This is a genomic window from Sphingobacterium pedocola, from assembly GCF_015209965.1.
GTDB lineage: Bacteria > Bacteroidota > Bacteroidia > Sphingobacteriales > Sphingobacteriaceae > Sphingobacterium > Sphingobacterium pedocola.
The window spans coordinates 87,438-101,460 of the sequence record NZ_MU158691.1; the positions used below are offsets into that span (position 1 = coordinate 87,438).

At 41.8% G+C, this 14,023-nt stretch carries 11 protein-coding genes; 9 read left to right on the top strand and 2 right to left on the bottom strand.

Annotated features, from left to right (window positions below):
* Positions 1-59: 59 nt before the first annotated feature.
* The 4 genes from argS (at position 60) to C4F40_RS16370 (ending at position 5,165) form a co-directional block, all read left to right on the top strand.
* Entirely contained in the window at positions 60-1,841 is a 1,782-nt protein-coding gene (argS, locus tag C4F40_RS16355) for an arginine--tRNA ligase (RefSeq protein WP_196940501.1), read from the top strand.
* Between the two features lie 65 nt (positions 1,842-1,906).
* Positions 1,907-2,980, top strand: coding sequence for a Gfo/Idh/MocA family oxidoreductase (locus tag C4F40_RS16360; RefSeq protein WP_196940502.1), 1,074 nt, complete (start codon positions 1,907-1,909; stop codon positions 2,978-2,980).
* A 521-nt stretch (positions 2,981-3,501) separates the two neighbouring features.
* Positions 3,502-4,698 (top strand): BaiN/RdsA family NAD(P)/FAD-dependent oxidoreductase, encoded by a 1,197-nt coding sequence (locus C4F40_RS16365; protein WP_262894828.1) that lies wholly within the window; start codon positions 3,502-3,504, stop codon positions 4,696-4,698.
* A 236-nt stretch (positions 4,699-4,934) separates the two neighbouring features.
* Entirely contained in the window at positions 4,935-5,165 is a 231-nt protein-coding gene (locus tag C4F40_RS16370; RefSeq protein WP_196940503.1) for a hypothetical protein, read from the top strand.
* Between the two features lie 14 nt (positions 5,166-5,179).
* On the opposite strand, the gene C4F40_RS16375 is transcribed toward C4F40_RS16370, so the two are convergent.
* Positions 5,180-5,674 carry a GNAT family N-acetyltransferase gene (locus C4F40_RS16375; protein ID WP_196940504.1) on the bottom strand — a complete coding sequence of 165 codons (495 nt, stop codon included), beginning with the start codon at positions 5,672-5,674 and terminating at the stop codon, positions 5,180-5,182.
* Entirely contained in the window at positions 5,643-5,957 is a 315-nt protein-coding gene (locus C4F40_RS16380; RefSeq protein WP_196940505.1) for a type II toxin-antitoxin system TacA family antitoxin, read from the bottom strand. Before C4F40_RS16380 ends, C4F40_RS16375 begins: the two co-directional genes overlap by 32 nt.
* Before the next feature lie 894 nt (positions 5,958-6,851).
* On the opposite strand from C4F40_RS16380, the gene C4F40_RS16385 reads away from it, so the two are divergent.
* Genes C4F40_RS16385 through C4F40_RS16405 form a run of 5 tightly spaced genes read left to right on the top strand, consistent with a single transcriptional unit; the run spans position 6,852 to position 13,636 of the window.
* Entirely contained in the window at positions 6,852-8,012 is a 1,161-nt protein-coding gene (locus C4F40_RS16385) for a hypothetical protein (protein WP_196940506.1), read from the top strand.
* 53 nt (positions 8,013-8,065) lie between these two features.
* Positions 8,066-9,064 (top strand): hypothetical protein, encoded by a 999-nt coding sequence (locus C4F40_RS16390; protein WP_196940507.1) that lies wholly within the window; start codon positions 8,066-8,068, stop codon positions 9,062-9,064.
* Positions 9,065-9,102: 38 nt separating this feature from the next.
* A complete protein-coding gene (locus C4F40_RS16395; RefSeq protein ID WP_196940508.1) occupies positions 9,103-9,762 on the top strand; it encodes a hypothetical protein in 660 nt (219 codons plus the stop codon).
* 10 nt (positions 9,763-9,772) lie between these two features.
* Positions 9,773-12,091, top strand: a complete 2,319-nt coding sequence (locus tag C4F40_RS16400; RefSeq protein WP_196940509.1) for a hypothetical protein — start codon at positions 9,773-9,775, stop codon at positions 12,089-12,091.
* A gap of 6 nt (positions 12,092-12,097) precedes the next feature.
* Positions 12,098-13,636 carry a T9SS type B sorting domain-containing protein gene (locus tag C4F40_RS16405; RefSeq protein ID WP_196940510.1) on the top strand — a complete coding sequence of 513 codons (1,539 nt, stop codon included), beginning with the start codon at positions 12,098-12,100 and terminating at the stop codon, positions 13,634-13,636.
* Positions 13,637-14,023: the final 387 nt, after the last annotated feature.

Genomic DNA, 14,023 nt, shown 5'->3' on the forward strand with positions numbered 1-14,023 from the left:
TTAGGTTGATAAATTTCTCATTCATTATCAGAGAGTTGTAAAAATTACGAAATAATTACATGGCTACTTCCATTCAACAGACGCTCATCGAACAGACCGTTCGGGCTGTAAAAGAACTTTATAACGCGGAAATTCCGGCTTCACAGATTACTTTGCAGGAGACACGCAAGGAATTTGAGGGGCAGATCACCATTGTAACGTTTCCTGTTACCCGCTTTTCAAAAAAATCCCCGGAACAGACTGGAACGGAGATCGGTGAATATTTGCAGGGAAATATTGCAGAAATTGCTGGCTTTAATATTATTAAAGGTTTTTTGAATATCAGCTTCGCCGACCGTTATTGGATCGATTTATTGAACAATACCTTGCTCAGGGCTGATTATGGTCAATTTCCGTCGAACGGGAAACGTTTGATGGTGGAGTATTCTTCTCCGAACACCAATAAGCCCCTGCACTTGGGACACATCCGCAACAACCTATTAGGTTATGCTGTAGCGGAGATACTGAAGGCCTACGGTTATGATGTGGTAAAAGCTAACTTAGTGAACGATCGCGGGATCCACATCTGTAAATCCATGCTGGCATGGCAGAAGTTCGGCCATGGAGAGACCCCGGAATCGGCTAACCTTAAAGGAGATCACCTGGTCGGAAAATATTATGTGATATTTGATAAGGAATACAAAAAGGAGATAGAAGGGTTGGTGGTTGCAGGACTAACGGAGGAAGAGGCGAAGAAAAACGCACCGTTGATCAAAGAAGCGCAGGCGATGCTTCAAAAATGGGAAGCCGGTGATGAAGAGGTGATCGCACTGTGGAAGACGATGAATACCTGGGTTTATGCAGGTTTCGAAAAGACATACAAGCAGCTCGGGGTTGATTTTGATAAATATTATTACGAATCGAATACCTATTTGCTGGGTAAAGATATCATTCAAGAAGGCTTGGATTCGGGCGTTTTCTTTAAAAAAGAAGATAATTCGGTATGGATCGATTTAAGTGATGAAGGTTTGGATCAGAAGTTGGTACTCCGCGGTGATGGTACTTCGGTATACATTACACAAGACTTGGGAACCGCTCAGCTTAAGTATGACGAATTTGGTATGAATGAGTCTATTTATGTAGTCGGAAATGAACAGGATTATCATTTCAAGGTATTGTTTCTGATCTTAAAAAAACTAGGTAAGTCCTGGGCGGAAGGTTTGTTTCATTTGTCGTATGGGATGGTGGATCTTCCGTCGGGAAAAATGAAATCCCGGGAAGGAACAGTTGTGGATGCGGATGATCTAATGGCGGAAATGATCGAAACGGCACAGACCCGTACCGAAGAATTGGGGAAGACCGAAGGACTGACGGAAGAAGCCAAAGCGGAATTGTATAATACCATTGGTATGGGGGCATTGAAATATTTCTTGCTAAAGGTGGATCCTAAAAAAAGATTGTTGTTTGATCCAAATGAATCGGTGGATTTTCAAGGACATACTGGTCCGTTTATTCAGTATACCCATGCGCGTATTAAATCGGTATTGCGCAAGGCAGCATATGCTTCGGGTTCTTCTGTGGTGCCTCCCGCATTATCCGTTTTTGAACGAGATCTGATTCAGTCGTTGGCCAATTATCCAACTATCATTGAAGCATCTGCGCAAGAATTTAGTCCGGCACAGCTGGCAAATTATGTGTACGACGTGGCTAAATTGTATAATAAGTTTTATCACGAAGAGACGATTTTGAAAGCAGAAGATCCAGATGTTAAAGCATTTCGCCTAAACCTGTCCGCTACTGCGGCTAAGGTTATATCGGAGAGTATGCGGATGTTAGGGATCGCCGTTCCGGAACAGATGTAGAGCGAAGCGAATCAGCAAATTTGCAAATCTGCGAATACGCAAATCAGCGAAAAAAGTTGTAAACGATGAACAAAATCAAAGTAGGACTAATCGGATTTTCTATTGGAGGACATGTATTTCATGCTCCTTTTATCAATGGGAATCCCGATTTGGAATTATATAAAGTAACAGCACGGAAACCCGAGCAACAGTTGCTACTGGCCGAGCGGTATCCCGAAGCCATTGGTGTTTTGTCTGCAGAGGAAATTATTGCCGATCCTGAAGTGGACCTGGTCGTCGTAGCAACGTCGAACGATGTGCATTTTTCGTTAGCGAAAAGCGCATTGGAAGCCGGTAAACATGTGGTTGTCGAAAAACCTTTTACCAACACCACAATGGAAGCAGACGAGCTGATTGTACTCGCACAGTCGAAAGGACTGCTGCTGTCTGTGCACCACAACGCTCGTTTTCATTCGGATTTTAAGACGGTTAAAAAGGTTGTTTCTTCAGGCCGTTTAGGTAGACTGGTCAACTACGAAGCACGGTATGACCGCTTTCGGAACTTCCTTCGACCGGGCGCATGGCGCGAGGAAGACCTACCTGGCTCTGGGATCCATTATGACTTAGGCGCACACCTGATTGATCAGGCATTACAGTTATTCGGACAACCTGAGACGGTATTTGCTGACCTAAGAGTACAGCGTGACGGTGCAAAGGCCATTGATGATTTTGAACTTATCCTGTCTTATCCTCGCTTGAAGGTTTCCCTCAAAGGGCAAATGCTGGCAAAAGCAGCAACTCCGCGGTATAGCCTGTTTGGCATGAATGGGACATTCATCAAAGAAGGAGTCGATCCGCAGGAAGCACTCCTTCGGGATGGTGCTATGCCGCATCGTATTGGTAATTGGGGACAGGAAGATGAAACGTCATTCGGAAAGTTGTCTTTGCTTGAAAACGGTGCAGAGGTAGCAGAGTTGGTGCCGAGTGAAGTGGGATCTGGTCAGGATTTTTATGCGAATATTGCTGCCGTTTTAAACGGAGAAGAAGAGCTTTTGGTAAAACCTGAACAGGCACGTGATGTCATCCGCATCCTGGAGCTGGCAGAACGATCGGCAGTTGAGCAACGAATCATTTCGCTGAAAGGGGAGTTGATTTCCTAGGGTATATCAGGATCTGCTGTTAGGTTGGAAAGCATGCTCTTTTCTCGTCATCCCGATTGAAGCGTAGCGGAAGAGAGGGCAAAAAATTTACGACGTGGTAGCCTAAAAAGTAAACTATGTCGTCACTGCGAGGAGGAACGACGCGGCAGTCTTTGGCAAGATGAATAAGATCGCTTCTTCACTGTGCTCATCGTGATGACGAGTTAGTAGTACAAGTTTCGTCACTGCGAAGAGGAACGACGCGGCAGTCTTTGGCAAGATGAATTAGATAGCTTCTTCACTGTGCTCATCGTGATGGCGAGTTAGTAGTACAAGTTTCGTCACTGCGAGGAGGAACGACGCGGCAGTCTTTGGTTAATAGTGAATAAGATCGCTTTTCGCTGTGCTCATCGCGATGACAAGTTAGTAGTACAAGTTTCGTCACTGCGAGGAGGAACGACGCGGCAGTCTTTGGCAAGATGAATAAGATCGCTTCTTCGCTGTGCTCATCGCGATGACGATAGAAAAAAATAAAATATACTTTGGAAAACTACGACGCAATTATTATAGGAGCAGGGGCCTGCGGACTCATGTGCGCTGCACAAGCGGGCCTGTTGGGGAAAAAGACACTCCTGCTGGAACGCAATGACAAACCGGGCGCCAAGATTTTGATCTCGGGTGGTGGTCGCTGCAATTTCACTAACCTATATACTTCCGTCGATAATTTCGTGTCGGAAAATCCACAATTTTTAAACGCTGTTTTTGCACAGTGGACAGTAGGGGATACCGTACGTTTTTTTGAAGATTTCGGAAACATAAAGGGGGAAGAGAAAACCTTGGGGCAGCTTTTTCCGACAACCAACAAGGCCAGGGATATTGTCGCCGTATTTACAAAACTGCTTTACGATACAGGACAGGATCTCTGGTTGAACACCCTTGTGAAGTCGGTTGAACAGTCGGGAGACGGATATTCTGTTACCATCGAAAGGGCCAATAAAGAGCAGGTGCTCCATGCCAAAAAGGTCGTCCTTGCTTCTGGAGGGTTGCCCGTCGCTAAATTGGGGGCTTCAGATTTTGCTTTGCGCACGGCCCGAAAATTGGGTATGCAGGTGGTAGGTACTGCTCCGGCTTTGGTACCGCTTACTATTACGGGTAAAGATGCGGAATGGTATGCTTCCTTATCAGGAAATTCGGTATTTGCACGGGTATATAATGATCGTATTTCTTTTGAGGAGAATATTCTTTTTACGCATTGGGGACTGAGTGGTCCCGCTATTTTGCAGATTTCGTCGTACTGGCGCGCAGGGGAGGTCTTTACGATCGACTTGTTACCGCAATTTAAATTGGAAACGTTAATCAAACAGGAGCGTGATCTGGGAGGGAAGCGAACGATAGGGCAGCTGTTAAACGATTATTTTACAAAGAAGATGGTGGAAGCTTTAGCTAAGTTTTTACCCATCGATACGAAGATTGCTTCGCTTGGCAAAGCGGATTCAAAACGTATCGTCGAAACCATACATGGCTTTCAGGTAAAACCGGCAGGTGATAAAGGGTACGACAAAGCGGAGGTGATGCGAGGAGGTGTCTCTACGGACGAGTTGAAACCTAAAACACTCGAAACGAAAAACTTTCCTGGTCTCTACGTTGGCGGAGAAGCGGTAGATGTCACCGGTTGGTTGGGGGGCTATAACTTCCAATGGGCCTGGGCGGCGGGGTTTGCTATTGCACAGGATCTTTAGGGCGTTAAAGCTTTCTGTCGTTTACCTCTTCAATTCTTAAATATAGTATACTTTATTGTGCGTCCATCTGCTCTTATTTGCATTTTTAAGTTATTTTAATACACTTTAATGTATTTGTAATCAGATTGGTGAATATATTTTAAACTGCTTTAATTCATTTTAATTCAAGTCAGAAACTCAATGAAAATCTAAAAAAATGTGCAGAAATATTGGACTGGGATGAACGAGTCGTACTAATGAGGTATCGTGGTGCTAGACCTATAAGAAAGGAATTTCGTCGTTATGAATTGATCACAGGCCATGTCGCGCGAAAAACGTTTATTTCCGTCTCGCTGGAACTTGGTATTCATGAACGGGCCGTGAAAAACATTGGTAACCACAAAGGCGAGCGCAGTTTCAGACGATATGTAAAATTAGAGGGTAGCTATTTATCCAAAGAAATGACAAAGTGGAACAAACGTGCTTAATGCACCATCCGCCTTTATTCTATTTCAAATAATGTGGCTACTGTCTTTAGGGGAAGAAACATGCGCTTGGAGTCTTTCAATTGGATAAAACCAAATTTGGCGTAAAACTTTTCGGCAGATTCATTGATCGGGTCTACGATAACGGCATGATTACCAACGAGGGCACTTATCTCAATAATACGCTTTAGTGCATCAATTAATAAGATTTGCCCTAATTTGTTGCCTTGATAGTCCACGTGAATAGCAAGACGGCCGATGATCACAACTGGAATTTCAGCGTATTTTAATGAACTCTTAAGATCGTCAGGAATATCGTTCAGATCAACACTGCCAGAGGATAGCGTAAAGTAGGCAATTACATTTGCATCCTCATCGTCTAGGACGTAGCAAACAGACAATTTGCGTTTCACATCTTGGCTAACGTAATGTTTAATGTAGTTATCGAGCTCGAGAACACCACAAGAAAAACCTTTGCGGTTATGCCTTTTTTCTAAAACCTTTAAGGTCATTGGATGATAAGTTGGAAAATTGATTGTAATCTTTTAATGCTGTCTTTAGTGCTTTATTTGGTGCTGGTGGGTTTAGTAAGGTTTCGACAAAAAGAACCTTGTCGTCCATAGATTTTAGGATTTTGGTTTCCTCTTCTATGATACGAGTAGCTTCATTTTTTGCCAAAGTCACGATAAACTCTGACACTGTCTTAAAACCACTGATTTCAGCGGCATACTTTATAAGCTCTTTATGTTCCTTGCTGATGCGTACATCAATCCTGTCATTTACTAAGGTAGCCATAACTCTATCAATTAATTATACAAATGTACGTTATTTTTACGTACATTTAAAACAGTAACTCATTTGAAAGTCAAAGAAAGTAGGAAAACAGCATATTCTGTATAATTATTATAGTGATCTTGTCGAGGAACGATCATAATGTAGCAAAACTAACTTAGTACCTACTAAATAGAGTATTTTTACTGTAAAGTACCATAATATTGATAAATTACCTTGATCTCCCTCTATTATTCTTATTTTCGTGAACGTCGTGAATTGTTCCATATTGAATATCCTGAATTGTGGGTTTTACATATTATTCCTCTTTCAAGCCAGCCGCTTTTATGATGCTTTCGGGAATATTGGTATTTAAAAGTCTGTTGCCGTCATCAGACCAAGAGAACAGCCCGCTGAGGCTAAAAAAGCCCTTTGTTACAATCTGTAACAAATAATTTACTTCTTTTGTAATGCTAAATTAGCAGCAAACCGGCTATTTAGTTATTTCTATTTATGCTTAGCTATCAATGGGTTAAAAGATCTTGTTTTAAGATGCTCATACTATTGGTGTTTTTTGTTACCATCCTATTTAATCAATAAAAAAATATAATTTTTTTTTGTTAGAATATGTTTTTAGTTTTACCTCGGATGTAGCGCGATATATTCAAGGAATAAATGAGCCTACTGTCCTTATGAAAAACAATATTTATTAACCGGAGTAATTTTTTTAATCCATTTTTAAACATTATAAAGTCTGCAATTGCTGGCTTGTAAGTTTTAAGTACAGTTACACCTTTTTTTCGAATTGAAAGAGGTTAAGTATGAATATTTAAGAAATATTTGTAGCGTGTACTGCTATGTATTAAAGAATATTAACTTATCGAACAATTCAAGGAATAGTTTTTTCTGTGTAATAGTATGAAGAGCCTGCTTAAATATATTCTGACCTGCACTTTCGTGCTGATGGTGTACCTCGTTACGGCGCAGCAAAAGCTAGGGGATGGAACGGTATCCGCAACTTATAGGGTTAACCCAGCAGCCTTGTTGGAATTGGAAAGTAGCGCGCGGGGACTGTTGCACGTGCGTGTTGCATTAACATCGACCACCTTAGCTGCACCTTTGTCGACGCATGTCGCGGGAATGATGGTATATAATACCGCTCAGCAGAATGACGTCGTACCCGGGATCTATTACAATGATGGTACAAGGTGGGTCTTGGCACGTGGTGGCGAACAATTAGATATCCGTTATGATGCCACGACTTATCAGTTGACCATTATACGAGCCGGCGGACAAACAGAAGTGATTGATTTCTTGGCCATCTTTCGGAGTCTTGCCTTGAAGGAGGTTGTTACCGAACTCCGTAAAAAGGGTGGAGGACGGTTTACCTACTTTAATGAAGGACAGTATCTTCCCGATGGATCATTAAGACCGGATGCGGTTGGTGTCGATATTGATATCCCCGGCGAGGTGATCCAAGAATTTGAAACTGTTTTGAATGATAACGGTGTACAAAATCTGTTGCTGCAGTTTATACAAAATCAAATCGGTCATGTGCAGTTTGACGGCGAGCAGTTTATCTATGTCGATGTTAATGGTGTGAAGCAGTATCTGAAAGTGGTGGATATGGTGCGGGATAACCAGTTGCTGACGCATGTGCAGGGAACAGGGCCGGTGCGGGTGACTTCGGCTGTTAACGCGACGAATATGAGGCAAACGGATTATATAGTGGACGTAGACTTTTCGCAGTTAAACCCCATATTGACCACGGCTTCCCATGTACCCAACCTGCGGGAAGCCTTTACGGAGCAGGGGATGGATATCAGTTACGCGGCGGAGATCAGTGTAGTAGTTAATACACAGGGGGGCAGGGTTGAAATAACATTGCCGGAAGCAGGTGCGAACCGCGGTCGAAAAGTGACGATCAAAAAATTTGATGCCTCGGGTAATCTCGTGACTGTGAAAGCAACAGCCGGCGAGCGTGTGGAAGGGTTATCACAGATTAGTGGATTTACACCTTATCAGGGCTGGGTGTTCCAGTCTAACGGCACCGAGTGGGTCATTATCAGTAGAATTTAATACAAGCAATACATAAAATAATAACATCAATTTTTTAATAAACATTATTAACTATGAAAAGTAAATTTTTGAAATTAGCGGGATTAGCAGCGGCTGCTCTTTTCTGCACCATCGAGGCAAATGCACAGGTGGGTATTGGGACACCGACGCCGGCGGATGCAGCGCAATTAGAAATTTTTGCCGACAACAAGGGTATTTTGATACCACGAGTTGAGCTTGCATCAACGACAGATGGAGTAGCGGTTGAAGGAACGGAAATAGAGAGTTTATTGGTTTACAATACCGGAACAAGTGATCCTGCAGCTGTGGCAGATGAAAAAGAGCGCGTGTATCCTGGTTTTTACTATTGGGTACCAGCTACTGTAACGGCTCCTGTTGTTGCAGCTCACTGGGAGAGAATTGTTAATCAAGCGCAGTTGGATGAGGTGATTAATAATTTGAACGCAGATACAGAGAAAATAAAAGCGTTGTTAAATGTTGCTTTTCCTTCAAATAACTTAGGTGATCCAGCTGTAGATGATGGTGTGTTAGGTAATGGGAAGGAATCAGGTGGCGGACTTGTCTATACGCCAGGAACGCCTGCATCGGGCTCAGATCCTGCAATACCCGCGTCATTCAAATTCGTTTATTTTGACGCAGCAACTTCAACTTACATAACAGAACCTGTTAATATAAACGAATTGAAAATTATACTTGGGGATGTAATTACTTCTGGTGGTGATTCTGTGTTTACAGGGGACACCTATGTAGTTGGGGGTATAACGCATTATATTTATAGAGGAGAGTTCGAAACAACTATAACTGCAAATTCCGCGGTGACAACTGGTGTTACTTTAGATAAAGTAGTTGCTGCCGATGGGATTTTGTCTGCTTCCTTGCGTTATAATGGAGGTATGACAGCGTCATTAACAGATTTGACAGTGGCTTCAGATAATTTGGTCGTCGGTTTTAATGTTGGTGTTGGGAAAATGTATTCGGTTTTGGGAACATCAGATATTTCAGCAAAAGTAATCGTTGAGTTTGCTTCCTCTGTAGCACCTGACGGATTGTAAAAATCCGAGAGACAAAAAACTTGTAGTGACCCTGTAAAATGAAGAAGAGCATATTCACCATATTGATGTTGTGTATTGGAATAGCAATACAGGCACAGGTAAAAATTGGGGGTACCGATGGTACTCCTAATACTAATGCTATGTTAGAGGTTGAGTCTGCAAGCAAGGGGTTTTTATTGCCACGGTTGAGTTTGGTAGCGACTACTAACCCCGCACCTTTACAAGCTCATGTAGCGGGTATGATTGTTTATAATACAGCTGCCACAAATGATGTCACGCCGGGGCTTTACCAAAATGACGGTACGAAGTGGACGAAGTTGGTGAGTCAGGACTACGGCGCAGTGAAGTTTTTCTATATGCCTTCGATTGTGTTCAATACCACAAATAGTGCTACAGCGCAAAAAAGAAATCTTTATGAAGAATATAAAGCACAATTTACAAATAAGGTATTTAATGCGGATCCGGTTACAGGAGGAACCATTGGTATGGACGTTAGACCTACGTTTGTAAAAAGTACCGATGCTCCTGATGAAATACCTAATGTGCCTGCTGCTACTGATTTGTATTATTATGTTACCGATTATGACCATACGGCGCTTGCAAATCTAAGTATTGATGCAAATGGTGTTCTGACGTATGATGTGATTGGTACGGGGACAGATTACTCTTTTGTAAATATTGTTTTTGTCGTTAAATAGGAGGAGAAACGTGAAGGTAAAAGATAGAAGCTTAGGTTGGGCTGGAAGGTTTGTTCTGTTTTTTCTTTTGCTGCTTGGATTGGGGAAAGAAGATGTGTGCGGACAGGTAAAAGAGTATGCTTCCTCTAATTCAAGGGGGATACGCGCTTGGAGACAAATATTGGGAGGTGCGGGTGAAGTTAGTAATCCTCCTAGTAGTATTGCTAGTGTTGTAACTTCGGGAGTAATTGGCCAAAATTTTAAAGCTGATTTGAAAGCAACAACAATGACAATACCTATTTTGAATATAGGAGCTAATGGTGAGGGATGGGTAGAGTTTACCTTTTCCGAAGGTATTTCTGCTAATACCCAAATTTATATACCTTTCGACTTGCCAACCAGCACTGGTGTGAATTTAGACCTTTTAAATCTAGTTGGAGGTTTATTGGGACTGGTGGAAAGCAATATAGTCAATGTTGCTGTTTATTCAGGTTCCAATGAAATTACTAGTGATGTACATAAGGATATATTAAAGGGGCTTGATAATAAATTTTATTTTCTAGTAAAATCGTCGACAGCTTTGAATAGAGTGAGGTTTAGATTGCGATTTCAAACAACACTGCTTGGTATTAATTTAGGGTCTAACTTGGCGTCCACTGTTTACGATGCATTTTATTACAGTGAAGTAACTGCTTGTTCACTTCCTTTGTCTACTGATTTAGGTCGCACTATGGGAATCTCCATCAATTTAGGGGATGTGGTGAAAAACCCATTATATGCTATTGATGTTAATACGTCAAGTTATTCAGAGATTTCCACTGGTGCTTTAGCTGTCACTGCATCTGCAGTTCAGAATATTTATTTTCCTGCTTTATCAGAAACCACTTCAACGCTGAAACTAAGGTTAGGTATCACTTCCAGTGGGTTAAATTTAGACCTGTTGGGCGCTTATAGAGTGCGAGTTTTTAATGGAAGCGTGCTGGTTCAATCTTTCACGCTACAGGCTGGATTGGTAAATGGACTTGATTTGGTTGGATTGTTAGGTAATGGAGGAGCGACTACTGTCTCTTTCCCTGTGACCAATGGAGCATATGATCGGGTAGAAATTGGTTTGAATACAACAGTGGGGCTTAATTTGGCGGCTTCAACTTTGCGGATATATAATGTAACGCGTAATAGTTTCGTTTGTCCTGAACCACCGCCGACAGCAGGTCTGTTAATTAATCCGGTGTGCGTAAATACAAATATTGTTTCATCGGAGTATGTTGACGACGCGGCATTTGCAACAGATGGCGACTTTGATAGCTATGCATCCATACGTTCAGGAACTGGTATTTTGTTGGGGCTTGGTGGTCAATCCGGACACTTAGAGGTAAAATTCGATCAGACGGTGCCGGTCGATAAAACAACCTATATTCGGATTGACTATGATGAAACTGTATTGAAGACCTTATTGTCGGGAAGTTTAGGAAATACTGTTGCAGGTTTGGTTAATGGACTATTGTTGGGAGAACATTATTTTGATGTTAAACTTACAAATGGAGGTACGAATATTCTAGATGTATCTAGTATAGATAGTTTTACTGCAGGAGCTGGAAAGGTTAGAATTGTACAAGATAAAGTAGGTCGGTATTATATCGCCATTAAAGCGGGTGTGCCATATACAAATATAAGAATTACGGATCACACAAATGCTGTTTTGGGTGTTCTCGCTCCAGATCAGTTTTTAAATGTGTATAGTATATGTTACGACGCAAGCAGCGAAATATGTGATCCCACTTTTTCCACTTCGTACGAAGGTACCGGTATTACATTAGATCTGCTTAATCTAGGAAGCAACGGCGTTCAAAATGCGGAACATGCTATAGATGACAATGAAAATACCTCATCTAAAATTAACTTAGGTGTCTTGGGAGTCGGCGCATCTATGTCTCAATTTATTTATTTCAATTCATTGAGTCCAAAAAACTCTTCTTTTAAAGTGAGATTGGCTATTGAAAGTAATGAAATATTAAATGTAGATTTACTAGGGGACTACGAATTCTTTGCTTATAATGGTTCAACAGAAGTCTATCGCAGGTCTTTAGCGGGTGGATTATTGAATGGAACAAATATTTTGTCATTGCTCGGAAATGGTGATACAGGAACTTTAACCTTTAGACCAAACAACGAATTTGATCGAATTGAAATCCGCGTGAATAGCGTGGTTGCAGTAAGTGCGCTGGGAGTGACTCTTCAAGTTTTTGACGTGAACCGTTATGGACCTCCTAATTCCGATTGTCCTGATCCAGATTTTGTAGCGCGAACCATCTCCAACCCTATGATCCGTAGCCGACTCAAAAGCAACTAAGCAAGCATGATGCGCATACAATACATAGCTATGGTGTTGATCGGTTGGATATTAACCGGGGGGCAAGGGTATGCGCAGTCGGATTATGTAGGTTCCTATGTTTCGGATAATTCCCGGCAATCTATGGAACCGGGTATGACAAATCTTATTTTCTCAGAAACATTGATTATCGATGCTGATGCCGATTGGGAGATCCACGGGACGGTAGAGATCTGGTCACGCTTTATTTATATACACCCAAGTGCCAAGTTACACGGTACAGGTCGTTTGGTGTTACATGATCCGGGGCAACATATTTATTACGATAATGTAGCAGCAGCAGCGACGTTGTTGGATGGAAATGGTAACCCGAATATCTCCCTTGCAATTGAACTGCGCAATACAAATAACCTGCTGCTTGCCGAGTTTCAACCCAATGGCTTTGAAGCGTACACTTCAAATGATCTTATCTTAAACGCATCGCTTGATCTGGCAGTAGATGGCGCCTGCGTTGAATTGAATGGTAATAAACTGGGCTTGGGTAAGGGTAGCAATATTTTACAACACTCTTCCCGTCGCATGATTATTACGGGCAATAAGGTGGAGTCCCAGTTATACATCCACACAGAAGCTAACCGTACAGCGGTGTTTCCTATCGGTATTGCAGAAGGGGATTATACCCCGGCTATCTTATCGCCCCAAAGAGAGGTGACACTATTTGTCTCTGTACAGGATTATTCCAATGCAAATGTAGTGCTGGATAGTAGGGTAGGGATGGATCGTGCGTGGTATATCTATTCCGATCGGCAAGTCAATACGGTTTACACATTACAGCACAATCAGCGTACAAATGGTATCCTCTACATTGATCAAGATGCGTCTATATGGCAATATACGGGCGGCGACAATTGGATTGCGCAGTCAACTGATCAGATAGAAGAAGGAATGCATGCGATGCAGCTACCGGTAGGTTTGTTGACGGATGCTTTTAAGAATTATTTCACTAAAGTTTCTATAGAAAAACGAGGGCCAGTGGCAGTGAATGATGCGGTCTCGGTAGAGATCGGAGAAGAAGTTCTTATCGCGGTCTTGGAAAATGATCAAGCAGGCAGCAGTCCGATTTTGTTGGACCGTATGCGTATTGTTGATCAGCCGCAATGGGGGATGGTTACCGTTCTGTCTACGGGTGAGATATTGTATGTGTCGACGGTCAATAGAATTGGGCAGGATAAGTTTGTTTACCTTATTGAAGACGAAAACGGACTGACATCGCAGGCGGAAGTGTGGGTAACCTTAGCGCCAAGACCGCTATTTATACCGAATGTCTTTACGCCTAATGGCGATGGTGTCAATGATTATTTTGAGATACGAGGTATCGAGGTGTATGATAGGGTGGAGTTGATTGTGGTGAATCGTTGGGGTAATGAAGTATTTAGATCCACAAATTACGATAATAAATGGGGTGGATCGAATTTAGAATCGGGAACCTATTATTATGTAATGACATTGGTGAGAGGGGGCAGGGAAACGGTTAGAAAGAGCTGGGTGTTGATTAAAAATGAATAATGGTTTATTACCGCGGTTAAAAAATAGGTAAAAGGTAGCTATTTAATATATAATGCGTAAGAACACGTAATTATATGCTGTAAAAAGAGAAAAATAAAGAGGTGGACATCAGGAGGACAAGGTAAGGTGTGATTATTTTGGTGTTGAATACATCCGCTCATTTTTTACTTTTTCGTTTTATTTATTGGAAATATTGCTGATCGTTTCGTAGTCGTACGCGTAAAAATGAATTTTGTTCCATTTTTGGTGAATAATATATGGAAATATTGATGTTGAAACACATGTTTTTTTGTAGTTGTAAATTTACTCTCTATGCTTGTGTTTTTCGAATTATGAAAAAAAAGCAATCCTAAAAGTGATAAAAGTGATGTTCGTTCCATTTTTATA